This is a genomic window from Clostridium sp. CTA-6 (genome assembly GCF_054768115.1).
Window position 1 is genome coordinate 669,142 of record NZ_BAAAAU010000001.1, and the last position, 25,667, is coordinate 694,808.

General features: G+C 28.3%; 26 protein-coding genes and 3 pseudogenes. 5 read left to right on the forward strand and 24 right to left on the reverse strand.

Going from position 1 to position 25,667, the window contains the following annotated elements; genetic code table 11:
* Window positions 1-95: 95 nt before the first annotated feature.
* The 4 genes from ACYUDJ_RS02905 to ACYUDJ_RS02920 form a co-directional block, all read right to left on the reverse strand.
* On the reverse strand, window positions 96-251 hold the full coding sequence (locus ACYUDJ_RS02905) for a hypothetical protein (RefSeq protein ID WP_003485531.1): 156 nt from the start codon (window positions 249-251) through the stop codon (window positions 96-98).
* A gap of 42 nt (window positions 252-293) precedes the next feature.
* Window positions 294-446 (reverse strand): hypothetical protein, encoded by a 153-nt coding sequence (locus ACYUDJ_RS02910; protein ID WP_187648971.1) that lies wholly within the window; start codon window positions 444-446, stop codon window positions 294-296.
* A gap of 85 nt (window positions 447-531) precedes the next feature.
* The gene (locus ACYUDJ_RS02915; RefSeq protein WP_003485526.1) at window positions 532-819 is read right to left on the reverse strand and encodes a CXXX repeat peptide modification system protein; all 288 of its coding nucleotides are present in this window, start codon (window positions 817-819) and stop codon (window positions 532-534) included.
* A 64-nt stretch (window positions 820-883) separates the two neighbouring features.
* The gene (locus ACYUDJ_RS02920; protein ID WP_042384874.1) at window positions 884-3,049 is read right to left on the reverse strand and encodes a radical SAM peptide maturase, CXXX-repeat target family; all 2,166 of its coding nucleotides are present in this window, start codon (window positions 3,047-3,049) and stop codon (window positions 884-886) included.
* 288 nt (window positions 3,050-3,337) lie between these two features.
* Here ACYUDJ_RS02920 and ACYUDJ_RS02925 point away from each other — a divergent pair, with 288 nt between their 5' ends.
* Window positions 3,338-3,748, forward strand: a complete 411-nt coding sequence (locus tag ACYUDJ_RS02925) for a transposase (RefSeq protein WP_003485518.1) — start codon at window positions 3,338-3,340, stop codon at window positions 3,746-3,748.
* A gap of 79 nt (window positions 3,749-3,827) precedes the next feature.
* Window positions 3,828-4,196 (forward strand): transposase, encoded by a 369-nt coding sequence (locus ACYUDJ_RS02930; RefSeq protein ID WP_431732702.1) that lies wholly within the window; start codon window positions 3,828-3,830, stop codon window positions 4,194-4,196.
* Between the two features lie 47 nt (window positions 4,197-4,243).
* Here ACYUDJ_RS02930 and ACYUDJ_RS02935 read toward each other — a convergent pair.
* Together ACYUDJ_RS02935 and ACYUDJ_RS02940 are read right to left on the reverse strand one after the other, a co-directional pair.
* Window positions 4,244-4,474 (reverse strand): annotated as a pseudogene (locus ACYUDJ_RS02935) (cytosine deaminase); the annotation flags it as partial.
* Window positions 4,475-4,535: 61 nt separating this feature from the next.
* Window positions 4,536-5,777, reverse strand: a complete 1,242-nt coding sequence (locus tag ACYUDJ_RS02940; protein WP_003485517.1) for an RNA-guided endonuclease InsQ/TnpB family protein — start codon at window positions 5,775-5,777, stop codon at window positions 4,536-4,538.
* A gap of 91 nt (window positions 5,778-5,868) precedes the next feature.
* On the opposite strand from ACYUDJ_RS02940, the pseudogene ACYUDJ_RS02945 reads away from it, so the two are divergent.
* Window positions 5,869-5,982, forward strand: a pseudogene (locus ACYUDJ_RS02945) (transposase); the annotation flags it as partial.
* Between the two features lie 118 nt (window positions 5,983-6,100).
* On the opposite strand, the gene ACYUDJ_RS02950 reads toward ACYUDJ_RS02945, so the two are convergent.
* The 7 genes and pseudogenes from ACYUDJ_RS02950 to ACYUDJ_RS02980 all read right to left on the reverse strand — a co-directional run bounded on the left by ACYUDJ_RS02950 (window position 6,101) and on the right by ACYUDJ_RS02980 (window position 11,397).
* Window positions 6,101-6,232, reverse strand: coding sequence for a hypothetical protein (locus ACYUDJ_RS02950; RefSeq protein ID WP_043031983.1), 132 nt, complete (start codon window positions 6,230-6,232; stop codon window positions 6,101-6,103).
* Window positions 6,233-6,406: 174 nt separating this feature from the next.
* Window positions 6,407-7,531: a radical SAM protein gene (locus ACYUDJ_RS02955; RefSeq protein WP_043031984.1), complete on the reverse strand. Its 1,125-nt coding sequence runs from the start codon at window positions 7,529-7,531 to the stop codon at window positions 6,407-6,409.
* A 214-nt stretch (window positions 7,532-7,745) separates the two neighbouring features.
* Window positions 7,746-8,096, reverse strand: a complete 351-nt coding sequence (locus ACYUDJ_RS02960; protein ID WP_043031985.1) for a hypothetical protein — start codon at window positions 8,094-8,096, stop codon at window positions 7,746-7,748.
* A gap of 68 nt (window positions 8,097-8,164) precedes the next feature.
* Window positions 8,165-8,359 (reverse strand): annotated as a pseudogene (locus ACYUDJ_RS02965) (hypothetical protein); the annotation flags it as partial.
* A 226-nt stretch (window positions 8,360-8,585) separates the two neighbouring features.
* Window positions 8,586-10,049 carry an ABC transporter ATP-binding protein gene (locus tag ACYUDJ_RS02970; RefSeq protein ID WP_460289487.1) on the reverse strand — a complete coding sequence of 488 codons (1,464 nt, stop codon included), beginning with the start codon at window positions 10,047-10,049 and terminating at the stop codon, window positions 8,586-8,588.
* A 14-nt stretch (window positions 10,050-10,063) separates the two neighbouring features.
* Complete coding sequence (locus ACYUDJ_RS02975; RefSeq protein WP_460289488.1) at window positions 10,064-10,789, reverse strand: energy-coupling factor transporter transmembrane component T; 726 nt, start codon at window positions 10,787-10,789, stop codon at window positions 10,064-10,066.
* A complete protein-coding gene (locus tag ACYUDJ_RS02980) occupies window positions 10,786-11,397 on the reverse strand; it encodes an MptD family putative ECF transporter S component (protein WP_043031988.1) in 612 nt (203 codons plus the stop codon). The genes ACYUDJ_RS02975 and ACYUDJ_RS02980 overlap by 4 nt, the downstream gene beginning before the upstream one ends.
* A 350-nt stretch (window positions 11,398-11,747) precedes the next feature.
* Between ACYUDJ_RS02980 and ACYUDJ_RS02985 the strand changes: the two genes are divergently transcribed.
* Window positions 11,748-12,710: a helix-turn-helix domain-containing protein gene (locus tag ACYUDJ_RS02985; protein ID WP_460289489.1), complete on the forward strand. Its 963-nt coding sequence runs from the start codon at window positions 11,748-11,750 to the stop codon at window positions 12,708-12,710.
* A gap of 84 nt (window positions 12,711-12,794) precedes the next feature.
* On the opposite strand, the gene nagB is transcribed toward ACYUDJ_RS02985, so the two are convergent.
* From nagB to ACYUDJ_RS03040, 11 genes are all read right to left on the reverse strand, one after another.
* Window positions 12,795-13,520: a glucosamine-6-phosphate deaminase gene (gene nagB, locus ACYUDJ_RS02990; protein ID WP_460289490.1), complete on the reverse strand. Its 726-nt coding sequence runs from the start codon at window positions 13,518-13,520 to the stop codon at window positions 12,795-12,797.
* A gap of 381 nt (window positions 13,521-13,901) precedes the next feature.
* Window positions 13,902-15,110, reverse strand: a complete 1,209-nt coding sequence (locus tag ACYUDJ_RS02995; RefSeq protein WP_460289491.1) for a phosphopentomutase — start codon at window positions 15,108-15,110, stop codon at window positions 13,902-13,904.
* A 353-nt stretch (window positions 15,111-15,463) separates the two neighbouring features.
* On the reverse strand, window positions 15,464-16,624 hold the full coding sequence (locus tag ACYUDJ_RS03000; RefSeq protein ID WP_460289492.1) for a YhfX family PLP-dependent enzyme: 1,161 nt from the start codon (window positions 16,622-16,624) through the stop codon (window positions 15,464-15,466).
* Between the two features lie 45 nt (window positions 16,625-16,669).
* Window positions 16,670-17,779, reverse strand: coding sequence for an aminotransferase class V-fold PLP-dependent enzyme (locus ACYUDJ_RS03005; RefSeq protein WP_460289493.1), 1,110 nt, complete (start codon window positions 17,777-17,779; stop codon window positions 16,670-16,672).
* Between the two features lie 68 nt (window positions 17,780-17,847).
* Window positions 17,848-18,720 (reverse strand): phosphotriesterase family protein, encoded by an 873-nt coding sequence (locus ACYUDJ_RS03010; protein ID WP_098927053.1) that lies wholly within the window; start codon window positions 18,718-18,720, stop codon window positions 17,848-17,850.
* A gap of 67 nt (window positions 18,721-18,787) precedes the next feature.
* The gene (locus tag ACYUDJ_RS03015; protein WP_003485483.1) at window positions 18,788-20,086 is read right to left on the reverse strand and encodes a YhfT family protein; all 1,299 of its coding nucleotides are present in this window, start codon (window positions 20,084-20,086) and stop codon (window positions 18,788-18,790) included.
* Window positions 20,087-20,116: 30 nt separating this feature from the next.
* Window positions 20,117-20,476, reverse strand: a complete 360-nt coding sequence (locus tag ACYUDJ_RS03020; protein ID WP_061329521.1) for a DUF2620 domain-containing protein — start codon at window positions 20,474-20,476, stop codon at window positions 20,117-20,119.
* Between the two features lie 87 nt (window positions 20,477-20,563).
* On the reverse strand, window positions 20,564-20,917 hold the full coding sequence (locus ACYUDJ_RS03025) for a PRD domain-containing protein (protein WP_460289494.1): 354 nt from the start codon (window positions 20,915-20,917) through the stop codon (window positions 20,564-20,566).
* A gap of 95 nt (window positions 20,918-21,012) precedes the next feature.
* Window positions 21,013-21,939 (reverse strand): GntR family transcriptional regulator YhfZ, encoded by a 927-nt coding sequence (gene yhfZ, locus ACYUDJ_RS03030; protein WP_003485475.1) that lies wholly within the window; start codon window positions 21,937-21,939, stop codon window positions 21,013-21,015.
* Window positions 21,940-22,090: 151 nt separating this feature from the next.
* On the reverse strand, window positions 22,091-23,119 hold the full coding sequence (locus ACYUDJ_RS03035) for a DUF1835 domain-containing protein (RefSeq protein ID WP_043031997.1): 1,029 nt from the start codon (window positions 23,117-23,119) through the stop codon (window positions 22,091-22,093).
* A gap of 229 nt (window positions 23,120-23,348) precedes the next feature.
* A complete protein-coding gene (locus ACYUDJ_RS03040) occupies window positions 23,349-23,570 on the reverse strand; it encodes a YdbC family protein (protein ID WP_043031998.1) in 222 nt (73 codons plus the stop codon).
* Between the two features lie 600 nt (window positions 23,571-24,170).
* Here ACYUDJ_RS03040 and ACYUDJ_RS03045 point away from each other — a divergent pair.
* Window positions 24,171-25,442, forward strand: a complete 1,272-nt coding sequence (locus ACYUDJ_RS03045; protein WP_460289496.1) for a hypothetical protein — start codon at window positions 24,171-24,173, stop codon at window positions 25,440-25,442.
* The last annotated feature ends 225 nt before the right edge of the window (window positions 25,443-25,667 follow it).

Genomic DNA, 25,667 nt, shown 5'->3' on the forward strand with positions numbered 1-25,667 from the left:
TAAAAATACTTACCTTACAAAGAATACTTGTACAATTATTAGGGAAAATTAATCATAAACTCCAATTATATTATACACTTTTATACTATTAATTATTAACGTGCAGATCCTAGGCAATCTGATTTACATGGTCCTAAGCAATCGCTTGTACATCTTCCCAAACAGCTATCTTTACATGGTCCTAAACAGTCTGAACACCATCCATATTGAGGTCCCTCATTTATATTTATAGCTTTTTGATTTAATTTCATATTTCTTTCCTCCAATATCTTATAATTTTATACTAATGATTATTAAAGTGCAGATCCCCTGCAATTTGCCTTACATGGTCCTGTACAACCATCTGCACATCTTCCCGTACAGTCTGATTTACATGGTCCTAAACAATCGGAACACCACCATTTAATTTGGTGTATCCCATTTACAGTTTTTTGATTTAACCTCATATCTTGTTCCCCCTCTCATTTTATTAAGTTATTTTTATTAATATATATTAATATATAACTTGCATTGTAAAAATATCTTTATCCTCTACTCATTATCTATTACTATTGTCTTATTCTCAAAATCTACAGCATACTTATGTCTATCCTCTAAATTTAATTTATATTTTTCGCAACTTCTATCCCACCAAATACCGAATTTTTTTCTAGTTTCAGTTAAATCATTTATTAACTTATTATAAAACCAATTTTGTTCATCTATTTCTAATCTAGCATCAGATAATGTTGCTGCTAGTGCATTTAATGATGCTAATCTTTCAAATAGCATTTGAACCTCATCTCTTTCGCTTTCTAAAATTTTTGTTTCTATACTCATAAAACTACCCCCTACGTATTAGCTTTTTTAATTAATATTACATATGCTTTTTATATATCTAATATTACATATGGTTTTTATACATCTCTACATCATATGGTTGATAAGGCCTATCTTTTAAAAAAGTACTTATCGGATCATCAAAATTATTATTTATTGTAGACTCAATAAAATTCTTATCTAATTCTTTCATTCTTTCATAAAGATTATACGTTATTTCTTTTTCTATTAATGATATTTTACACTGTATGTACGATGGCGTATTATACTCATTAGTAAATTTTTTATTTAAAAATACACATCTATCACAATGATTTACATCGCATTCTTTACAAATTGGCGCTTTATCTAATTCAAAAAGCTTATTTTCATTTTTATAAATTCCAGTTTTTAAATCACCAATATAACTTTCTTTATCCTCAAAATAAAATTTGGCACATGGATAGATTTTTCCCTCTGGAGATAAGGCATAGGATTTTTCTCCTGCATCACAGCAATCCTTTTTGGAGTTAAATAAATCATCAGTTATCTTATTCATTTCTTTAACTTGTCCAGTTTCTTTGTATAAATCAAATATATAATCCGATATCTTAGCAAGCTCTTCTTTATACTTTTCAATTGGAAAATTTCTATCATTATATTTGATATTTAAATTAATTCTATTGCAATATTCAAATAATGTTTTTGAATATTGATACAAATATTGAATATCATCTACATTAATATTTAAAATACATGAATCTTGCTTAGTGATATTGCCAATTGTTTTCGGAGTAACAACTTGAAATTTTTGATGATTATTATTAACATTCTTATTATATGATGAATAAATCTCTATTCTCTCATAATAAGAATACTTATTTATATCATAGAAATTATTTTCATTCTTTGAATTTAGTATAACTGGTGTAAAATAATTTTCTTCTGTAAACTTTAACCCATCTTTTAGTACATCTTCTCTCATAAAATTTTCATTATCTGAAGATTCATAATTACAATGTTCTACACAATTATCATCCATAATGAAATATAAAAATTTACTTTTAGTTCCAGCTAACGGTCTCTTAATATTATACTCATCTCTAAGTCTTCCCCAATAATATTCATTCGCTCTATATCTAGCTTTATGCATCTTACAGATATATTTAACTCTTTTATAGTTTGTTTCACAATTTGTTTCATCATAACAGTGACCCTGACACCATGAACATCCATCAGCAATTTCACAATCTGCACATTCAACATCAGATTGAGTTAATAATGATAAGCCTACAAATGGTCTTATCTTATCAAAATCCAATCCCTCTTCAACATTACCAATCACATAGCCATTTTTATTTTCTAATGAATAAGCTGAATATCTCAAACATGGGTAAAAATTTCCTTTCCCATCTACCGCAAGCATCATTCCGGCTCCGCATCTATTACGATTTTTATTCTCTTCGCTTACAGGTCTCCCTATAAAATCCTCAAATAAAGTTGTATTGTATTCATTCCATAACTTATTTTCTATTATATAATCTGCTAATTGTTTAAGTTGCTCTTCAAATATTAAATCATCATTCTCTTTCCATACATCTTCAAATACAACATTAGCTGGAACGTCTTTTATACCTAACTTCCATAAATGGATTATACTTTCTTTTAAGTATTTCAGGTCATCACTACCAAAAGTCACTTTTGTTGCTGCATATGGAAAATCAGCTAACCATAATGGAATATTTTTTACTACATCATCATAAGAGCCCTTACCATTTGGATAAATTCTTTGAAGATCATGTTTGTTCTTAGTGCCATCAATTGTTACTGTAGCCCCACATTTAGTTTTATTTTTTGCTATAAATTTTCTAACTCTTGGATCATCATATGATATTCCATTTGTTGTGAAATTAATTCTATTCATAGCAAACCATTCGTGATCTTTTTTATATGTTTGAAGTCTTATATAATCAGTTATTTGATCCATTAATTCTATTTCCAACAAAGGTTCTCCACCTATAAAGTCCCAAACCACTCCTGGCGCTGAAAATATTTCTCTATTATCTAAAATATAATCTACAATTTTTTTAGCAGTTGCAAAATCCATCCTATTTTCACCATTTTTATGGACCTGATAGCAATATTTGCAACGCAAATTACAGCCTTCAGTAACAATAAATGTTATATTATGAGCTCTTCCGCTCATCCAATTCGGGGTTCCTCCTCCAAGCTTATAATCTTTGCTAACCATATCTAAATTCCTCCAAATTTTTATTTTGTGCTTAGTTGTATTCAAACTACAATACATTTATATCACGATATGTAAAATATGTCAATATTTTACTTTTTCGTTTTTAAAATACTTGTATTTATGTCTCCCGACAGGCTGTGCGAAAACCCCTTAAATAATGATATGATATAAAAGCATTACAAAAGATAAAGGTGGAAATAAATGAACTATACAGAAATCAAATGCAAATGGAATGTTTAGAAGAATTTGTTGAACAAGAAAATGAAGTTAGAATTATAGATAAAATAGTTGATACTTTCAAAAATAAATAGAGAAATACTTTGGCTTCTTAAAGGAATTCAGCCTAAATACAGAGTTATAGCTGATTTTAGAAAAGATAATGCAGAAGCATTGCATAATGTATTTGAGTCTTTTGTTGATCTTTGTATTAAACTTGGATTATATGGTAAAGAATTAATTGCTGTAGATGGGACAAAAATAGAAGCTTCAGCATCTAAAAGAAAACATTATAGTAAAAACAAATTAATAGTTTCTTATGATGTTTCTAATAATTCTGCAGATCAAGGACAGTTATATAATATAAGTACTAAAGCAATAGAAAAATTAGAAGTTGATAGCATTGAAATTCTAACTGATAAGGGATATTTTCATATGATTTACAAAGTGTCAACAAAACAATATAGTTCCTTACGTTTCTAAACCTGTATATTCAAATAGCATTGATGATTCTAAGTATTTTTCTAATAAATTCAGGTATAACTCCAAAGATAATACTTATATTTGTCCTGAGGGTGAAATCTTAGTTTGTACAACTAAAAAAAATGATGCTAATCAAAGAAAGTATATAAATTATGATGCTTGTAGCAAATGTAAGAATAAATGTAAGTATACAACATCTAAAAAAGGTAGAACTATAACGCCAAAAACCAATAAACAGATTGGTGAACTTGTTGATATAAGAACAAAGAAAAATAAATTAAAATATAATCAGAGACAAGCTATAGTTGAACATCCATTTGAGACAATAAAAAGAACAATGAATTTTTACCATCTCCTTACAAGAGGATTTAGACAAGTAGGTGGTGAAATTAGCATTGCCTTTTTTACCTATAACATCATTCTCCCATTCTCAAACAAAAGCCCTTGAGTGTAAATAAATACCTCAAGAGCTTTAAAATATTATCATTATCATATTTATTTTTTAAAATTTACGTTAATTTCTTCTCCTAAATATACCTTAGTTAAAGACGGCTCTGTCTTACTTATTATTTTCCCAGCTCTTATAGAGTAACAAACAGGAACTTGACGTCTTATAGCATCATAGCCATTTTCAGCTGGTAAAATTATAAATTTACCAGGCTTACCTACTGCTATACCATACTTATTTTCTATATTTAAAGTTTTTGCCGAATTAGTTGTTTTGAACTACCTCGGGTGCAAGACCACGAGGATTGTTTTAACAAAGTTTGATAATTAAGTTTCCACCTTAACAGGCAATCCTTATTCGTTGCGGGTGAGTCCAATTACCCTTATCCCTCATAGCATTTACTAAGTCGGGAATACATTTCTCGGATTTTCTTAATATATTTAAGCTACCGTTAATATCTGCATTTAATATTCCATATCCACTTTTAAAAAGTCCTCTTGTTATTCTTCTACTCTTATTATAATATTTCTTAGTTACTGGCTCTAAATCTATGGCACTACAACCACTTGTATAGCTTTCTTCCTGCAATTTAATTTTAATACCTTTCAGTTTAGCTTTATAAGTTATTAACTCAACTAATCGTTGTATCGGTATTTGTACAAAAGACTTATTATAATTCATATCTTGCTTTATATCTTTTAATTTTCCTATAACAATTTTACCTACATTATTTTTAATAGCCTTGTCTATTATATTCTTGCTAACCTTATGAAGATAATCATTAATATAGTTATTTCTATATTTCCTAATTCTATTTATTTCTTTAGTGTTCTTGAATTTATCAGAACCATATTTTTTCATTTCGATAGCTTGTAAATAAGCTATTCTCTTATTAGCATAAGAGTTTACGGATTTTAATTTCTTGCCACAATAGACATATTGATTAATTCCATTTTTAAAGGTTATAGTAGCTAAATTATCTAAACCAATATCAATACTCATAACATTATCATTGCTATTTTCAACTTCATCTTTATTGTAGATAACGATTAAATACCAACATTTTTGTACTTTATCATAATTAAATCTAGCTTGTTGTAATCTATTCCAATTTATAAGGCTCTGAAGTTTATTTGAAACTTCAAAATTAAGACTATCTACCTTAAATAGTTTCTGAATAGATTTTGATAATGATAATTTTAAAATTCCATCTTGAAATCTTATAGCTAAATTAGTAAATATAATTTCATTCTTGTTTCTTTCTGTATTTTTAAATTTAGGAGGTCTTGGTAATCCTTTGTATTTACTAGGATTAACTCCGAAATCTTTAATACTAGCAAAATAACTTTTCCAATTCTGTTCTAAAATCTTAAACATTTGTTGTCTAGTATGACTATGTAAAAAATCACAGTGCCAATTATTTTTATATAACTTTTCAATTTCATAATAATTTTTAAAACCATTCTTTCTTAGGTCATAGCTGATTATATTATAGAGTTTAGTTATATGATAGCTTAATTCTTCTATAATCTCTAATTGCGTTGGATTAATATTAGGTCTAAATTTAAAACTTAACTTCATTTTTTCACCTCCTCACATTGTTATCTATGTATATAATACTACAATAGATGAGATTTATACAAAGAAATACGAATGTTGGCACTACAAAAAGGAGATATTTAAAGCATTTCCAAAGTTAAAGAGAAGTAAATGATTGTGGAACAAAGGTTATTATGTTGGAACTGCTGGAACAGTAAGTTCTGAAATAATAGTGAAGTATATTTAAAACCAAAAGAATATATAGTTTAAGGGAATAAGTATGGAACTTATTCCCTTGAAAATGCTTATATCCACAGGCACAAGGCACAGTGGTTTTACGCATTAATCTATAAATTATATAATCCTTAATTTAATCCTCTTACTGGTTTTGACATATTGGAATCTCCATCTATAACAACTGGATTTGGTTCTTTAGATTTTTTATTTTGATTAGTTTCCTTAGACCCAGAACGTTTTTCAGTTCCTTTCTTAGCCATAATATATCCACCTCTTCTCACTTAGATTTCTATATTATTTTTTACAATAGGTTTTTTTTAATACATCTATATGAAATAATAAAATTTCATAATAACTTGTACATCAATGTAAAAATAGCGGGAAATTCAATATTTTCGCTATTTTTCTCTTCAATATTAATAACCTTTATTTATCTAAAAAAGCAATTTTCCTGCCTTATAGTCTTCAGGCAATTCTTCTTCAGTTAAAAATTTAAAATTGTCATCACGTAGTATTGGTAAAAATGATTCATATGGAATCCTCGGAAATTCACAGCCATAATTACTTGCTCCAAACCACTTACCTTCTTTACTACTCAAATTTAAATCTCTAGCAAACTTTGTATGATTTGAACAATCATGAATTACTAAATCCCAGTTTTCTTCATCAGCTATCTTCATAAATTTCAAAGTTAATTCCCTGCTCCAAATTGGAGATATGTAGCCATGTCTTGAGATATACATATTTTCCCCATAATAATTATCTATGTTGTTTTCATTTAAATGCAGTTCTGCACAATTTATAAAATCAAGGTTTGTCCCTAAGATTGCTTGCTGTTTCTTAAAAAAGGCTTCAAAAAACTCTGGAGTCATTGGAGTTTCAATGCCTACATTTTTAATATATTTTTTTGCTATTTTAATATTTTCAATAACTTTGTCTGAACAATTAGATGCACCCAAGTTGAAACGTATCTCGTCAAGACCAGCTTCACCTAATGCTTTCAATGTCTCTTCTGTAGCTAAAGTACCATTTGTATATAAATGTTGATAAACTTGAGCATCCCTAAATTTCTTTATAACAGAATAATATTTTTCAATTTCCATAAATGGCTCTAAATAAACGTAGGAAACGCCAGTAGGTTTTTTGTGGATAGAAAGAAGTAAGTCAATATCCTTTTCATAAAATTTTGTACCTCCGATTTCCCACATACCTTCACCAATAGGAAACATATCATCTAATTCTCCATAATTATAACAGAACTTACACTCTGCATTACATTTATTCGTTTTTCTAATTGCACTTAAACCAGTCCCCAACAGACAAGAACGACATCCTTTTGGGAATTTGCTTTCATTTCCTACAAAAAGAGTTCTATTTTCTAAAGTTTTTAAATTCTTAATTTCTGACATCAACATATCATTTCTATGATCAATTGCTGCCTCAATTTGTGCAAAGGTAGCATAAATGATTTCTTGTTGTTTTGGCATAACTTCTTCTTCTTCTGGCAACATGGCAAAAAACTCGAACCATATCAACGCATCTTTCTTTGAAATTTTCATAATGTATCCTCCTCTAATTACAATATAAATCTTGTTGCTGTACTTTTTCACATACTCTTCTTCTAAAGACAAACTCACTCCACATATTGCCTTTTGGGATATATTTCCCAGAATATTTTGCTCTATTTATATGTTTCCACACAGGAAAGCCCTCGAATATGTGTATATACACCCAAGGGCCCCAAATCATTGATATTACTAACAACCTAAAACTTCACAATATTAATAAATTTGAATCTATTATATGTATAATAAAATAGTTTGCTACCAGCTCTAAAAAAGCAGTAGCAAATACATGATTTTTATAGTTTAAAATTATTTGAATCCTTGATATTACTTGCTTAGTTTCACTATAGTTTCCACATGTGTTCGAACAAACTTTTTCTGCATTTTTGTCCACGTATAATTCTACCACATCTTCGCCTTTTAGTGAATGACTCATACTAGAATTAAATATAAAAGTTATTATCCCTTGAAATTCTGTTCTTTTATCTATTTGTATCCCACTTATTCCTTCATCAACATAAATATCAACGAGACTCCTCTGTGGATTAACTTCAAGCATATTTCTATAATGCTCTACATGAGAATTATACTGTTTAATTGTTCTTCTGAATCAGTACTTACTATACATATCTTATCTCCATCTTTATCAGCCATAGATATGGAATTAACTTTATATTCATTTATTCTAGTTTCTAAAGCATTTCCTGGATTTTTTATATTGCCTGAATAAAAAACATATGTAACTGCATCTTTTCCTGTTTGATGACTTAATAATGCTTCATAGGCTCTAAATCTTCTTAAATCTATTTTCCCTTTATTGATAACATTATTATATTCAAAATAAAAACTAGCCTAATATTAATATACTAAGCTAGTATTACTTTAAAATAAGATCACTCCATTTAGGAATTGTCTCTCTTTTCTATTTTATCGTTATACTTAATTAGAACCCAATCATAAATTCTAATACTAGACCAACCAGTAACCTTTTGGCCCCACTTGTTAAATGTAAGTTTTTCACCTTTAATATCATTTAATCTCAATAATTCTATTGTTGAATAAAAAATTTTTTTAATTTATCTTTTCCTTCTTCATCTGATAAAAAATAACCTTCCATTAATGTACCTTTATCGAAATGCAATATTCTAGTACAAGTATTACAAATAAATTCATAGTCATGAGTAACTAAAAATATAAGCTTTCCTTCATTTCTAAGTTTCTCTATAAGTTTTGAAACTCTAATCATACTATCGTAGTCTAATCCACTTGTTGGTTCATCAAATATTAAAATTTCTCTTTTACTTACAATACTTGTTGCAACAGCAAGCCTTTGTTTTTGACCTCCTGATAAGGTGTTCGGATGATTATCTTTATATTCATAAAGTCCTAAAGATTTAAGTACCTGAAGCACTTCTTCTCTATTAAAATTTTTTATTCCAAAATAACATTCTTCTTCAACTTTTTCTGCAAAAAGCTGATAATTAACATCCTGCATAACTAAATAACACTTTTTTAGACGCTGTTTATCTGTAAATTCTTTATCATTTATAATAATTTTTCCATCATAATCTTTGTGTAATCCACATAAAGCTTTTGAAAATGTTGTTTTTCCGGCTCCATTATGACCTATAATTCCTATACATTCACCTCTGGATGCAGTTATATCAAAACCTTTTTTAATAATCTGTTTTTTTCCATATCTTAAAATCATATTTTTTATTGTTAAATAGTTATTTTTTTCTAATTGTTCTTTTCTAATTGGTTCAACTTTGCTTAGGTCTAATGCTCTTAATCCTTTATTTTCTCTTTCTTTAACAGAAAGTTTTAAAAAAGTTTCTGGAGAATATATCGACTTTATTTCTCCCTTTTCTATATAACAAATAATATCTGCTAAATCCTTTAAATAATATAATCGATGCTCTGTTATAATAATTGTTTTTCCTTTACTTTTTAAAAAGGTTAATAGGTCTTTTAAAGCATTAATTGCATCACTATCTAGATTAGAAGATGGTTCATCTAAAACATAAATATCCGGATTCATAGCATAAATAGAGGCAAAGGCTATCTTTTGCTTTTCTCCTCCTGATAACTGAAAAATACTTCTATTTTTTAATTTTTCTATTTTAAAATCACAAAATGCCTTATCTACAATTGGTCTTAATTTTTCTTCTGAAACTGAAAGATTTTCAATACCAAAAGCAATTTCACTATCTGTATCTGTATTAAAAAATTGAGTGTTAGGATTTTGAAATACAGATCCTACTTTTTCTGATATTTTGTAAATTGGAAGACTTGAAATTAATTTACCATCAATCTCTACAATTCCACTTAAATCTCCTTGATAAAAATCTGGTATAAGGCCATTTAAAAGACGCGTATTACTTGTCTTTCCACAACCACTTCTTCCACATAAAACTATACATTGACCTTCCTCTATTTTAAGATTAATATTTTTTATGGAATGTCCTTCCTTTCCTTTATACTTAAATGAAACATCTTTAAAATTTATCAAAAAAATCCATCTCCCTACATTAATACTTCTAAAACAATAACTATAACCATTAAACTAATAGATAAATAATCACAAAATTTCATTTTCATTTTTACCATACATGTTCTTGGATTTGGATTTTCAATTCCTCTTGTTATAGCTGCTGCTGATAGTTCATCTGATACTTTAGAAGCTGACATAAGCATTGGAACATATATACATTCAATAGTATCTGATGGATTTTTTAGAAATCCCAAAAATGTAGGACTCACATCTCTCATTCTCATTGAATCTTTTATATTCTTCCAATCCTCAAATACTACTGGAAAATACCTAATCATAACTGTTAGTGGAATAATGACTTTTTTGGATACCCTCATTTTGTTTAGAGCTCCCATAAATTCACTAACTTTTGTTGTAGAAATCATAATGCTTGCTAATAATGCACATGGTAATATCATCTTTACAAATTGTGAAAATGTCACTATCATAAGTGCCAATGTTCCACTTAAATATTTTCCAGCCAAATATTCTATTAATATAAGACAAAAATATCCAAGTGATATCTTTACTGGAGACTTATATGCACCACATAAAAAACCAAAAATTAAATAAAAAATTATAAGACTTATTTTCATTTGAATACTAAATGCAAGAAATATTGCCACATTTCCTAATATCATTAAAATAATCTTTGTTCGAGGATCAATTTTTAAAACACCTTTTTCCCCTTTATTTTCTAATGTAATATAATTAATCATGCCACTATTCCTGCTTTTCTAAACTGCTTTCTTAATAATTTTTTACCTATTAAACCACTTATAACAGCGCAAATAATTGTACCTATAATAATAGCTGGCAACATCCAACTCTGACCAGTTGAAACCATTGTATCAAAATATGCTGGATTTGCTGTACTGTTCTTTTGCATATAAGCCAAATAATTCTTTTGATCTAAAAAAAACATGGCATATGATGTTGTATTAGCTAACATAAATAATGAATAACCTATTATTGTAAGTTTAAAATTTTTATATTTCCCACTTGCTGTAATAATATCTGCAATAATTCCTAAAACCATAAATCCAACAACCATGCTCCAGTGCATACCAGTTATAAACATAAAAATTCCTACTAAAATTCCTAAAATTGTAATACTGCCTTTCTTGGGAACTTTTGCAGATAAAAGCAAATACACTGGACCTGGAAGTAATGCTGCACCTAATGGCATAAGAAAGGTTAAAACAGGATTGGTTGCAAAAAATACTCCTCCTAAAAGCATAAACACTGTAAAAATTGTAGAGAAGATTCCTGTGGTTACCATATCCTTTACAGTTAATTTATTTGCCTTGCTTAATTGTTTTGACATAAGTATTCCCCCTAAAATATTAAGTTAGTTAATTTAGGTCTATACCTATCTTCTAATTGACATTTTATAAAATAGGTTTTAGACTTAAATTAAATCAATTTAATTATGTATAATTTATCCGATGACTACCCACTCTAATACTCCCATCTTCTTTAAAGTGGGAGTAAAGAGCGGCTACGTCCCTGGATAACCATTTTCTAAGCTTTAGTGGGAGTAAAAACCCCCTCTGAAACCAAGAACTCTGTTTATATTTTTAGTATATACTACAATAGTGCTATTGAGAATGCACATCATTGTCATTCGTCTATTCATGATATATTAGAGTCTAATCGCGGCAAAGGAGGCTATAAATGAATCAACAATTAAATATTCATGAATCGTTACTTTTAGATAACGGTTTTCATAAATGTAATAACTGTAAAAAATATAATTCTATTGGAACTTGTTATGAATTAGACCCTGCCATGGGATCAGGTTATTATTGGATTTATATTCATGAAAATCTTTTTTCTATAGTAATTCATGATTTTTATTTTCACCAGGATTTTTATCTTGAAAGTTTACTTCCTGAGTATTTTAGTATTTCTTATTATGAATCTGTTTCTGGTGAAGAATTAAATCCTTATTCTCGCTTAAGTGCAGGATGTGTTAAAAGTTACTGGTGTAATAAAACCACCTATAAAGCATTATTCCATAAAAACATTCCTATAAAATCTATAGGAATAGAATTTATGCCAAAATATTGCGACGAATTTTTATCAAATAAACTTTCAGATGAGTATATAAATCCTCGCTCAGCTCTAATAAACATTAATGAAACAATGGATTTCCCAGAGATGGTCTTGTTACTACATCAGATATTAAAATATAAAGGCAATGGTATTTCTGCTAAATTATTTTATGAGGGCAAAGTTTCAGAAGCAATGGCACTTATATATGAAAGATATAATCAACATAAAAAAACTTATTCAAATCTTTCTCAAATAGATATAGACCATTTACAAAGTGTAGCTTCATATATTAATGATCATTATGCTAATGAATTACCTCTATGTAAATTGTGTAAAATAGCTTGCATGGGAAGTACTAAATTCAAAAAATCCTTCAAAGAATTATATAAATGCACTGCTACTGAATATATACAGCATCGTCGTATGAGCCAAGCTGAGCATCTTTTAGTAGATACGGATTTAACAATAGGTCTAGTTTCTAAAATTGTAGGTTATAAAAGTGCTAGTAGATTTTCAGAACTTTTTAAAAAAAGCACTGGTTTATGTCCCATTGAATATAGACATTTATCAAAGCGTTCTTAATCAGTACTCTAAAAACGCTAAAAATATATCTAATTATTGTATAAAAATAAGACAACAAATAATTGCTGTCTTATTTTTTATTATTTAAAGTTTTTCTGCTGCTTCTTTGTCTAGAATTATTGTAACATCTTTATGAAACTGTAAAACTGAGGCTGGAACTTCTGGGCATATCTTTCCCTTTACTGTTTTAGCTATAGCATCTGCTTTTCCTTTGCCATTTGCTAATAAAACTATCTTTTTAGAATTCAATATAGTTTTTATTCCCATACTTATAGCTTTTGTAGGTACATCTTCTATTGAATTAAAAAATCTTGAATTGGATTTAATAGTCTTCTTGTCAAGATTTACAAGATGAGTTCCTGCTTTAAATTCAACAGAGGGTTCATTGAAACCTATGTGACCATTCACACCAATTCCTAATACTTGAATATCTATTTCACCAGCATCACTTATTTTCTTGTCATAACTTTTACATTCTTCTTCAATATTTTCAGCTTTTCCATCAGGTATATTTATTTTTTCTTTATTTATATTAATATGGCTAAAGAAATTTTCCATCATATAATGGTGGTAACTTTGGCTATTATTCTTTTCTAGACCATAATATTCATCTAAATTAAAGCTTTTTGCTTCCGAAAAATCAATTTGTTTCTTATGATACATGTCTATTAATTCTTTGTACATACCAAGTGGTGTATCTCCTGTAGCTAATCCTAATACACTATTAGGCTTTAGAATTATTTGACTTGCTATCATTACTGCTGCCTTTTTACTCATTTCTTCATAATTTTCTACAACTATTATTCTCATAATTATAATCACCTTTCTATAACAGTTTTAATTAGTTATATGAAAATAAATAATTAATCAAATATGCTATACATATTTTGTGAACTACACTGACTTGAAGCCTTCTAATAGTTTTGCTATTAATAGATTCCAAAGAAAAAGTAGTTCATAAAACAAGCTAGTATATGACTATTCATTTATTTGAATGTGACTTAGTTTTTATTACTAATAAATCAATATACGTTATTTTGTATATTGAATCTAAACTTTTATCACAATTCCACATAACTACACATATATTCAAAAATATTTTAAACAATACCATCTAATAACTACACGTATATTTAAAAGTGTTTTAAGCAATTCTATCCAATAACTACACATATATTTTTTAAAAGTACTTTAAGTAATACTATCTAAAAATGATGTTCCGTTCTCTGGGCAAGTTATTCCAAAATAATCTGCTACAGTAGCTCCTACATCTGATAGTGTATTTCTTATTCCTAAAGATACTTTCTTAACCTTTGGTCCATAGACTAAAAGTGGTACCATTTCTCTAGTATGCCTACTGTGTCCTATAGTTGGGTCATTTCCATGGTCCGCCATAACTAACAATATATCATCTTCTTGCAGTTCCTTCATTATTTCCCCTAAATATTTATCTGCTATAGAAAGCTTTTTAAAATATTCTTCAACATTTTCTCTATGTCCACAAAGATCTGTTTCTTGAACGTTAGTACAAATAAATCCTTTATCCATTGACTTCATTTCTTTAATAGTTAGCTTAAGTACCTCTTCAGTATCTACACAAGAAATACTTTTCCCATATTCATTGGAAACTATATCAGCAACTTTACCTAAAAGAGTTACATCTATTCCTTTTTTACCTAATATAGTAGGGATTTGAACCCCTGCATTTATACCGTATCCTAAATGAATACACTGATATCCTTTGTTATACACTCCAGATTTAGGAGCATTTATACCAATAAATCCATTACCTTTTTCCTCTACAGCATTTAAAATATTTTCAAGTGTTATATCTTCTCCTCCAAAAGTAATAACTCTTGATACTCTTGAATGTTCTCTAGCTATTTTTCCTACAGTAAGTACATCTTCAAAAGGCATTATATCTAAAGCTGCTGTAATATTATAAGCTTGTCCTAAATCCGCTTCAATATTATCTGCAATTGTAAGAGCATCGTTAACTATAAGAAATTTACCTTCTTTACCTTCTTTTATTTGAACTTTGTATCCTCTATTTTTTAACTCTTCATAAACTTTATTAATTACAGTTATAAAGCCCTCTTTTATAGGAAGCTTAGGAAGTGTTCCCATAATCTCTTGATGTCCCATAAAAGTATCTGCCCCAAAATGAGTTAATTCAGCCTTTCCAAAGGTAACATTTTCCTGAAATTTTAAAATTCCAATTTCCTCCCCTAAGGCATTCATTAGTCCTAATTTTTCTAGATTAGGTAATTTGAATTCTGGATTTTTTTCTAATATATGTTTACAGGTATTAGCGCCTACATCCAATGGTCTTACTACTTTTACATCCTTCATATAACCAACGCCAAAACCATCTAAAACTATTACTATAAATCTATTCACTTTTATTTTTCTACCTCCCTTTCAAGATAGTATAACTATTTAATTTTTGTCATTTTAGAATTATATATTATATTTAATTAGACAATATAGATAGTTAACTTTTCTAATTTAAAAGTTCTGTATTCCTAATAATCTTGGTACTTTAAATTATATAATTAAAAAGTTCTTAGAATTCATACAATATATTGTAGTTAATCATTACTATTGACATAATATATTGAAGAAATTTAATTTTAAAATTAACTATGCAATTGCTTCACTTCATAAGATAATAAATCTACTTAATTTTTTACTTTAAAAGCCCTATATTACTAATAAACTCGTTATTTCATTAAACAATATAGATAGTAGAACTATTTAATTTTTCTACCTTGGGAATCGTATATTCCTAATAATTTTGGTTTATCTTCTTTAATTCCTTTAACTACAGCTACACTGCTGCGTGTAACAAATATTTGTGTTCTATAGGACATAACCACAGTGTCTCCTACATTAGCGTTGCTTTTTAAAGTAATATAATAGTCAATACTTTCTAAAGGGGGAACACTAGTTTTAACTTTAATAGAATCCTCTATGCTCTTACCTACTAAGGCTTTACTCATATGAGATCTTCTATAATTTCCACCACCATAACAAAAGCTTTCTTCCTTTAAGTTATGGGATATTTCACTAACATAAACTAAGCAAGGTATTTCCGCTCCTTCATGTTCTGCATGATAAGGTGTAGTTCCTGTTAATCCATGTCCCGGTTCACCATGAGTTCCACCATTTTCTGCTATATTTTTCATATTTGAAACACAGGTAGCTGATGGCATATTTAATTGCTCTATTTTTATTTTCAAATGATCTTCTAAAAGTTTCTGTGCTTTTTTCAAAGTTTGTACATTATTAGTTGCTTTTATATCCCCTTCTTTTTCATCATATAAAAAGCAGGGAAAAGAAGTTATACCATAAATATTTATATTAGGAAGTTTTTTTATTTCCTTAGCTTTTTCTATAAGATCCTTTAAATAAAAGCCTCCATACTGAGCAGGATAAAGAGTGTCCTCGTCATCTAATACTCTAAGCATTATATTTTGAACTAATCCAAGTTTTTGTGCTACTTTTGATACCTCCACAGCTTTCTCTACTGAATATACTGTAATTACCTCTGGTTTGGCTTCAATTATATCTTCCATAGAGTGAGTTGGTATTTGAACAAGATGTCCTACATGCCCAAGGCTTATGTTATTTTCTTTTAAAGTAATGGCTTCTTTGAAATCTACTGTAACAGCCCCTTTATAACCTAATTTCATTAATTCATGGCATACAATAGGATTCCTTCCAAATTGCTTTGTCATAAAATATAACTCTACACCATACTTATCTGCTTCTTCTTTTATCTTTCTAGCATTATCTACTATATTATCTAAATCTATAATATAAGTATCTGGCTGAATTAATCCTTTTTGATGAAGGTGAAAAGCTGCTTTTATTAAATTAGGATTTCTCTTTTTAGTTATATCTAAAAACATTCTTTTATCCTCTTTTCTGTAATACTATTATCTATTTGTAACATACTAGTTAGCCCCTTCATATGCTCTTTTAATGCTTTCTTTTAAAATTCTTATAACTGTATCTGCTCCACTTCTCATTGGGTTAATTCTTATCATTCTCTTTTCTAAACTACTATCAGCAGCTCTAAATGTTCCAGAAATTCTATAAAACATAGGAACGAATTCATATTTTGATTCTGCGCCTACTGGATTTGGTGCCGCTCCAAGCCTTTCTGATTCTAAAAGCACTTCATTTGCAATTTCTTTTTTAAGTTCTACTAATAAAACCTTTGATTGTGCATTAGCAAGAAAAGCATTCTTTACTCCTTCTATTTCACCAGAATTTAATCTGTATGCAAGCTCTTCATTAACCTCAGCTTGAAGCGCCAAAGATACTGGAGCATATACTAAGCCTCTTAAAACTTCCATAGCTTCAAAGCCTTGTACTTGACTCCCTCCTGAATAATTTAAGCTTATTACTTTGTCTATAAGTTCTTTTTTCCCAACTAATATTCCAACGCCTTCAGGACCTAATAGCTTAAAAGATGAGAAAGCAGATAAATCAGCACCACATTGAGTTCCAATTTTTCCAACCTTCATAACAGCATAGTTATCATCAGTAATTATCTTTATGTCTTTGTTAAATTCTTTTATAGTTTTTATTACTTCTTCCATATTATATCTATCATCAATTTTCTGTCTTGTATATTGTACTAAAGCACCTTTTATTTCCTTATTTTCTTTAAGTACCTTTATTACTTCATCTCTATCATTAAAGTTAGCTTTAACAACTTTAATACCCATGGTTTGGATAGTAACTTCAGTAGTTGGATAAATTGGAGCATCATGTACTAATAGTGTATCTTTACTTTCCATAAAACTAATAATTCCCCATCTTAATGCCCCTGTACCAGCTCCCCTAAGAAATACTGCCTTTTCTTCGTTAAAAAATTCCGCTACAACACTCTCTGCTTTTTTGGTACAGCTAGGTTTGTTTAATCCTTTTACAACACCTAAATCACCTAGGGATAAAATCTCTGTACCTTTAAAATGCTTTGTTATTATATCTATCATTTTAAATTGAAAAGCTTTTGCGTCCTTAAGTGATATAGATTCTAAGGGATATGTGTTCATTTTTATCCATTCCTTTCCGTATCCATATTCAAAAATCCTTAAATATTTTTAAGTTTATAAGATTTATATTATAAAATCCTTTTAATATTATCTCTTGTCATATTATCTATTTCTTTAGAATCTAACCCTTCTTTTTTTAATCTTGGAATAAAATTATCTATTAAATAAGAGTACCCTATTCCACCTCTTGTTTTTAAATTAGATTTTCTAGTTATATCCATAGACAATAAAACTCTTTCGCTAAGACCTCTATTACATATTTCTTTTAGCATGTTTGATCTAAGATGATCTGGCTGATAATTTTCCTTTCCAATGGTGTCAAAAGCTACATTAACGCCTTTATCTATTAATCTTAAAATATAGTCTAAATCACCAGTTAAATCTACATGACTAATTATTACTTTATCTAAATTAACTCCATAACTTTTGAAAAATTCCACTTGTTCTAAACCAAACGTTCCTAGGGTTGTATGAGTTACTATTGGTTTTCCTGTATCAATATGGGCTCTAGAACTAGCTTGGAATACTTTCTTTTCTAATTCTGTCATAGTATTTTTACTAGTACCTATTTCACCAATAATATCTGGTCTTACACCGGTATTTTCAATTCCACTGGTAATTTCTTTTATCATTATTTTAGATAATTCTACTTCTGATAAATCATAAACTTCTTTAGGAAGAAAGGGCTCTTTATAGTATCCTGTTGAACATAGAATATTCATCCCAGTTTCTTCTTCCATTCTTAAAATATATTCTACATTTCTTCCCATTCCTCTATTAGTAAGATCAATAATATTATTTACATTTTTGCTTTTTAATTCTTTAAACTCTGCTTTTGTTTCATCAAAACAATTAACATTACAATCATCGGTTTTCTTTACCCCAGACAAATCTATAGTTACATGTTCATGGGAAAAAGTCATACCATCCTTTAGCTTCATATTATTCTCTCCTAATTTATTACTAATTTTAAGAGGTACATTTGCCTCCTAATAAATCCTTATTTTTTTATTTAACTGGTAAGTATAATCCGAATATATAAAGTACATTTATCAATATACCTACAAATATTGCACCAACTGGACCTACTGCCATATCAACAATTGGTTTCTTAGAAGTTTTGTTTATAACATATATACCTATAACTATGAATAATCCTAATCCTGGAGCCATAGCATTTGCTGCCATCATACCTCCGAAAAGTAGTGCTGCTTCTAAAACTCTACTCATAGCAGTTCTTATATTGTCCCCACATTTTTTAACTCCTGGGAATTTATCTAACATTTTTGCTAAAACATCAAGTAAAAGTATTTCTAAAGCCATTACTGCTGCACCAACAACAAAAGATATTATTGGGTTTTTAACTAAAAGACCTACTACAAATACAAAAGTCATTCCCGCTGGAGCATAGACTCCTGTAGTTATACCTGTAGTTGCAACTAATGGAATAAATCCAATACCTCTTGCAAAAGCTGTCATAGCTGCTTCTATATTTTTTCCATCTTTAAGAAGGTTTAATGAGATAGGATCTCCTGCTAATAAAGTTAAACTTGTAGCTGCTGAAATCAATCCACCCATGATTGCTAATATAGGAAGGTTTTTCTTAATTTTTGCAACCCTTTCACTAAATATAGAAACTAAATCTACTTTAGGTGCATTAGGGTCTGGTTTTTCTCTTATTGCAAAAGTAAGCATTATTATCATACCCGCAAGTAGTGCCATTCCTTCTTGGTCAATTTTTATTGTAGCTCCATCAAAGTTGAATTTTCCATAATATAAAGTAAGTTGTCTTACTAAAAATGATACTACTAAAGTTATAGCACCTTTTTTAGCTCCATATTGGTAAGCTACAACTAATGCTGGGAATACAGCAAAAGCTGCAATTACTGGGGAACCAACTTGTCCAAGTTGAGGTAAAAAGTTAACTGGAAGTTTTGCAAAGGCATCAACTATAAATTCAAGTCCTGATACAATACCTACACCATATAAGGCTCCCACTACACCAGATACTACTACTCCAGTTTTTCCTTTTGGGCACCAAGTTCCTATAATATCAGTTCCTAATAATATACTATGTACTAATATTATTGAAGCTGCTACTGAAACTGGTATACCAAATCCAATAACTAAACCAAAACTTAATGCAAAGGAAGTAGCTGCTAAAGCTTTTTTATCAATTCTTCCTTCAAGATACTCTGGAACTATTGGTCTTAATCCATCATTAAATACTGCAACACCTTTATTGGCAAGGATTGATGCTAAGGCGCCTAGTAAAGCTATTATTACATATTTTAATAGAAATTCCATAAAAAGATCCTCCTTTTATTTACTTTTATTTTAAGTTAAAATTTTATTTATAATTACGGGTATTACTTGTTCTGCATGCTGTGGTGTAAATCCAAATGCTTTTTTTCCAGACTCTATTTCTTTTATGATTTCTTCGTCTGATCTTACATTACCAGGCATAGAAACTGTAGCGCAAAGATTCATACCTAAAAGTGCTATAGCCATTGCTAATGCTCCACCGCCACCAGTGTTGCAAGCTCCTAAATAATAATCTGCCTGACCATTTTTTACTTCCATTGCAGCTTCAATATCTGTTTTTATTTCCACTGTTGCTTTGTCCCCTACTAAATCCTTTACAATGTTTGCAACCTTTTCTTTGTCTATTTGTCCTCCAATAACTATCTTTATCATTTATAATTCCTCCTAAATTTATATATTAGACATATAAAAATAAATACTAACTAGTTATTTATTTGAATGTGCCTTAAATTAAACATTTTATTTACTAAGAAGAGTAACTATATGCATTAATATAAAAGGTCTTTCTACTTCTGGCATTGAAATATTTATATCTTTTTCCAGTGATTCTAGAATATCATTAGCTTTTTTAAAATTTTTATCATTTCTAACTTCTTCAAATATTAGCTCTTCTATAGGTTCTACTAATTCTTTTTTCTTTATTCTTTCTAAAGCTACTGCAAGATGGGTTATAAACATACCCCCATTCTCTTCAGAAAGTTCAATTTGAAAATCTTTTTTAAAGCTTTCAATAATTTTAAGAAGATTGTTATAAGTATCTTCATCAATTTGAGCCCCATCTTTTAGTAATTTAAGTCTTAAAGTTAAATCCATTTCTTTTCCTCCCTTTACTCAATATACAGAATTTTGTACATTAACATTAAAAAAATTATTTTATTTTTATTATCCGCTCCTTCCCACCACTTCATTTAATAATTTGGAATAATTTCTTCATTTACAACTTTCTTTTGTATATCTAGTATTTGATCTTTATCTAGAAATTTTTTTAATAGCTTTGTTAGATATTCATTATTCTTATTAACTACTATAACGGCTTCTGTATCAGCATAATTGAATTTTTCATTTCTAATAGAATAGTAATTAAATTTCTTATCATTATCTTTTATATCATCTTTATTCCATATAGCTGCATCTATTTCTCCACTTAAAATCTTGTTTAAAATTTGACTGTAAATCATAGATACATAATTAACATTTTTACCCTCACATTGATGAAGAGATAAAATTTCATGATCTATAGAAGAGTAATCTATTCCTACATTCATTCCATCTTTTATTTCTTTATCTTCTTTATTTTTAAATATAACTATATGTTCATTTACATAACTATGAGGGTCAAAACCTAAAACTATCTCTATATCTTCACCATTATTTATATAATACTCAGCTGCCAATTTAGACATAACGACAAAATCATATCTTTCTTCTTTTAAAGCTTGAACTCTATTATTAGCTCCTCTCATATATGCTAAAGATATATTAAAGGATGTGGCACTTAAAGTATTATAAAGTCCAGTTGCTAATCCTTCATAACCTTTAGAATAAGGTAGTGGCATAACTCCCACTATAGTCTTTATATCTGATATTTCTAATAATTTTTCATAAGATATTTTATTTATAAAAGTTCCTAAATGGCCTCTTGGTTCTAATACAATTGCTCCATATTCTTGTAAAAATTTTAGGGCCGCCTGTATTGTTCCCCTAGCAGTTTTATATTTTTCAGATATTTGGGCTACTGTAAGAATTCTATCTCCTTCTTCCATAGGCAAAAATTCTTTTGCCAAAGTCATAGCCATTAATCCGTTTTTTTGCATAAGTTTTGATTTTATATCCATAAGCTCACTCTCTCAATGTACAATATTTTGTATTTTGCTTTAAATAGATAATATCATATTTTGAAAACATTTTCAAGAAAAAATTAGAATATTATAAATATATATTTCTAGAAAAACTATTCATTTTCTAAAAATATACCTAACCTTTCTTTTACATATCAGCATTTATTAAATTTTTTACTTGCCCTATAGTTAATCCTGTTTTTTCTGCTATTACTTCTATTTCTAATACATCTAATAGTTTCTTTGCTATACTTATCTTTTCTTCAAGTCTACCCATATTTATATATTCTTCTATAATTTCTTTTTCTTCTTCTGTATTTCTGTTTCTTTTTTCCCAAAACTCAATAGCATTATCATCCTTTTTTAAATATTCTAATCCTTGTTCGGTGATGCTTATCTCCATCTCCCTCATAATATTAAAGTTTCCTCTATAATTTATCCTTCCAGCTTTAACGAGTTCTTTCACTCTCCCAAAAATATATCCATCAGAAATTAAAATCTCACTATTTCCAAGTACCTCTCCTATAATTCTTGCTGATTTTTTAAATTCTTTTGGGGTATATTTCAATATAAATATATCAAAATAATCCTCATCTACATTTTCAACTTTTCCATCTTTAAAAATACGAAGAATTGAATTTTCTTTCTTTAATACCTTCCATTGTGTTAACCATTTTATATATTCATCTTCATCTATCTTCCTATTTATCTTAATATATTCACTAAACTTTTCTGGCATAATTTCCCCTGTACATCTCGGTATGTATATTCCATATTCTGACTTCATAGGTAAATCAGATACATTTATAAAATAAGCATTTTCCCATTTATCCTTTAGTAATTCTAATGTATACATTAACCCACAAATTTCAATAGCATTTTGTCCATACCAAAAATAGATAGTATCAGTATCCCTTACATTAGAAATTTCCTTTTGAAATTCCACATAACTTTCCATTAATTCGTCTATATCCTCATAATAAAACTCATCTTTACTAATTGTTTTTTTTAACCAATCAATTCTTTTATCTTTATCTATACCACCTTTAATAGGGCCTTGTGAAATATCATCATAAAATGATATAACTTTTTCACCTTCTATAATTTTTTTATTAACGGCATATTTTAAACTTCCTCTTGCAGATTGTGAAAAACATATATGAATTATTTTATTCATAAAACTCTCCTTTCTAGTTTACTTATAGTGCTTTTTAACACTTATTAATATTTATAGAAAAGATAACTTACTATTTATCAGTCTACTTTACAAGTACAAATCATTCCAATAAAAATAATACCACAAATATTCCTAATTATATCTCCCTTTTTATCAATTTAGAACACTACTCTATTGGAATCATTTTATATGTATCTTTTTAAACAAGCAATTTTCATTTAAAATTCAACTAAAGTTCCATTTTATTTAATATTTTCCTAAGTTCCTTTAATTCTTCTTTAGTTAATGTAACTCCCTTTCCCATCTTTTCATGTTCAGGTCCCCAATCTCTTAGATCATATTTAGGATCTCTTTTATTCCAACTTATAAGATTTAATTCTTTAGTCCAACCTTTAGCTGATTCTGATACAACTCCTAAAGTTTCTTTTATTTCAAATTTAATATCTGCCATAAATCCATTACCTCCATTTATACATTCTCAATGAACTAACATATCTGTTTCTTTTATAGTTTCATTGCCTATTTCTTTTAGCGAAACAAATTGTATTTACAATTTATTTACATGCCCCGGGGAACTTTGTGAAACCTGAGTTGAGCTTGCTATACATCTCCTACCACATTTCTGAGTGATAGCGTCTACCTGTTCCACCTTCCGATAGTCCTATACATATTATTTATTTACCTTATTGTGCATTTTTCTTGAATTATTTAAATATTAAATTAAATCACTTAATATAATATGGCCATTAATTAAATATGTTGGTTAATTTATGTGTACTACTACAATAATATTGTGTCAAATTGATATTTTCCTCTACCAATAATGTAGTAATATAAGAATTTTATTTATACATACGACTTGTGTTATAATAAAATTGAATGAAATTATATAAATTAATTTTGTGTAAATAAAGAAATTACCGTGGATTAATCCTTTGAATGTAAAATGTAAGTTGATAACTAAATTTTAAAATTATACTATACATCATTAACTCTATTTTTTCAAATATAAACTGTATAATCTATTTAATTTTTTGAAAGGAGGAATAATATGTGTACTAATTCATTAGAGATAAGCAAAGAAATTGAAAAGCATTTTCAAGCATTATGTAATAATGAAAATAAACGATTGGGCAATTATGTTGCACAAAAATTAAATTTCCAGTTTTCAGATGTATCTGCTGAACTTCCAGGATTTACATCATTAGTAAAACAGCAATGTTCCTTATATGGAAAAAGCAAAGAACTAAATAATATAATTCAAGAAACAAGCAATATTCTAAAGCAAACCATCGATTACATAATTGAAGAATACAAGAATCATCTAACAAAATTATATAATTTAGTAAAGCTGGGAATAAAAGATCGTGATGAAGGATTAAAATTGTACTGGATAAATATTGCTCCCAAAATTGAAGAGCAACAACTTTTGGCTGATAAAAAATTTGCTAATCCATTAAATAAAATAGAACCTACTATTCAAATGATTCAAAATTTAATTGAGCCTATGTTGCGACTAGATTCATTTTTACTTATTAATGCATACATGGCTAAAAACCATATTAACGATAATAAAAAAAAGAAGGAACTATTTTTTTTATTAAATAACGTATATTCAGAATTATTTCCAACACAATACCAAAGTATAATATACTCAGAAACAAAAGCAATTAATTCGTTAGATGCTATAAGAATACTTCGAAATGCTTTTAAACACGGAAACTACAAACTAGATAATAATTTATGTATAATAACAGAAAAAGGAATGAAAGGTCAAAAATTAACTAGTTCAGAATTGTACCATATATTTTTTAATATTTTTAATATAAGAATATTTTGTAGAACTGTTTCTGGTTACATATTTGATATATTTACAGCAAAGTACCCAGAACTTAGGAATGTAACTAATATACATATTAATACAGTAACTACAGACTTAAATGTTTATTTATTAAATTATGGAATTCAAATAGAACTTTCAGATGATTATTTTTGTGAAAACTTAGATATAGATAATAAAAGCATACAGCCTAACGCCGGTGGAAAAAAACTATTTTTCAAATTCAAAATATTATTAAGTAACTCCATCAATAAATCATTAGATCTTGTACCATACATTATTGGCATTATAAAATGTTATGAAAGCATATTTCCATATCAAATGATTGAAAAAAATGATGTAATGTGTGCAATCCTTTTAATTTACAACTCATGCAACCAAATATATTTATTTGGCTCCTTTGATGAAATTGAACAGTTAGAGAAATCACGACCTCTTTCTATTGCAAAATCAATAGCTTTCCACACCAAAATAAACCAATAATCCAAACTAGAAATGAAGCCACAGAAAAAAACTATTTTTAGGTACTTCTGAGGCTTTCCAAATTTATTTTCACTCTATGGATATGTTTAAATAAGATATGTTTAAAATAAATATCCACCAGCTTAGCTGGTGGTTTTTCATAAGCCCTATAAGGGCACTTTACTAGCGTTGTGCCTTAAGGCACCTATAAAAGTCTCGCCAGCCGCAATTTAATTATTACTTGCC

Coding starts and splice junctions, on each gene's coding strand:
- ACYUDJ_RS02975 (WP_460289488.1), bottom strand. CDS start 10,789: ATGATTAATTATATTACATTAGAAAATAAAGGGGAAAAAGGTGTTTTA.
- ACYUDJ_RS03000 (WP_460289492.1), bottom strand. CDS start 16,624: ATGTTTTTAGATATAACTAAAAAGAGAAATCCTAATTTAATAAAAGCA.
- ACYUDJ_RS02985 (WP_460289489.1), top strand. CDS start 11,748: ATGAATCAACAATTAAATATTCATGAATCGTTACTTTTAGATAACGGT.
- ACYUDJ_RS03015 (WP_003485483.1), bottom strand. CDS start 20,086: ATGGAATTTCTATTAAAATATGTAATAATAGCTTTACTAGGCGCCTTA.
- nagB (WP_460289490.1), bottom strand. CDS start 13,520: ATGAGAATAATAGTTGTAGAAAATTATGAAGAAATGAGTAAAAAGGCA.
- ACYUDJ_RS02980 (WP_043031988.1), bottom strand. CDS start 11,397: ATGTCAAAACAATTAAGCAAGGCAAATAAATTAACTGTAAAGGATATG.
- yhfZ (WP_003485475.1), bottom strand. CDS start 21,939: ATGGATATAAAATCAAAACTTATGCAAAAAAACGGATTAATGGCTATG.
- ACYUDJ_RS03040 (WP_043031998.1), bottom strand. CDS start 23,570: ATGGCAGATATTAAATTTGAAATAAAAGAAACTTTAGGAGTTGTATCA.
- ACYUDJ_RS02915 (WP_003485526.1), bottom strand. CDS start 819: ATGAGTATAGAAACAAAAATTTTAGAAAGCGAAAGAGATGAGGTTCAA.
- ACYUDJ_RS02905 (WP_003485531.1), bottom strand. CDS start 251: ATGAAATTAAATCAAAAAGCTATAAATATAAATGAGGGACCTCAATAT.
- ACYUDJ_RS02940 (WP_003485517.1), bottom strand. CDS start 5,777: ATGAAGTTAAGTTTTAAATTTAGACCTAATATTAATCCAACGCAATTA.
- ACYUDJ_RS03005 (WP_460289493.1), bottom strand. CDS start 17,779: ATGAACACATATCCCTTAGAATCTATATCACTTAAGGACGCAAAAGCT.
- ACYUDJ_RS03035 (WP_043031997.1), bottom strand. CDS start 23,119: ATGAATAAAATAATTCATATATGTTTTTCACAATCTGCAAGAGGAAGT.
- ACYUDJ_RS02960 (WP_043031985.1), bottom strand. CDS start 8,096: ATGCTTGAAGTTAATCCACAGAGGAGTCTCGTTGATATTTATGTTGAT.
- ACYUDJ_RS02910 (WP_187648971.1), bottom strand. CDS start 446: ATGAGGTTAAATCAAAAAACTGTAAATGGGATACACCAAATTAAATGG.
- ACYUDJ_RS03025 (WP_460289494.1), bottom strand. CDS start 20,917: ATGGATTTAACTTTAAGACTTAAATTACTAAAAGATGGGGCTCAAATT.
- ACYUDJ_RS03020 (WP_061329521.1), bottom strand. CDS start 20,476: ATGATAAAGATAGTTATTGGAGGACAAATAGACAAAGAAAAGGTTGCA.
- ACYUDJ_RS02950 (WP_043031983.1), bottom strand. CDS start 6,232: ATGGCTAAGAAAGGAACTGAAAAACGTTCTGGGTCTAAGGAAACTAAT.
- ACYUDJ_RS02955 (WP_043031984.1), bottom strand. CDS start 7,531: ATGAAAATTTCAAAGAAAGATGCGTTGATATGGTTCGAGTTTTTTGCC.
- ACYUDJ_RS02920 (WP_042384874.1), bottom strand. CDS start 3,049: ATGGTTAGCAAAGATTATAAGCTTGGAGGAGGAACCCCGAATTGGATG.
- ACYUDJ_RS03010 (WP_098927053.1), bottom strand. CDS start 18,720: ATGAAGCTAAAGGATGGTATGACTTTTTCCCATGAACATGTAACTATA.
- ACYUDJ_RS03045 (WP_460289496.1), top strand. CDS start 24,171: ATGTGTACTAATTCATTAGAGATAAGCAAAGAAATTGAAAAGCATTTT.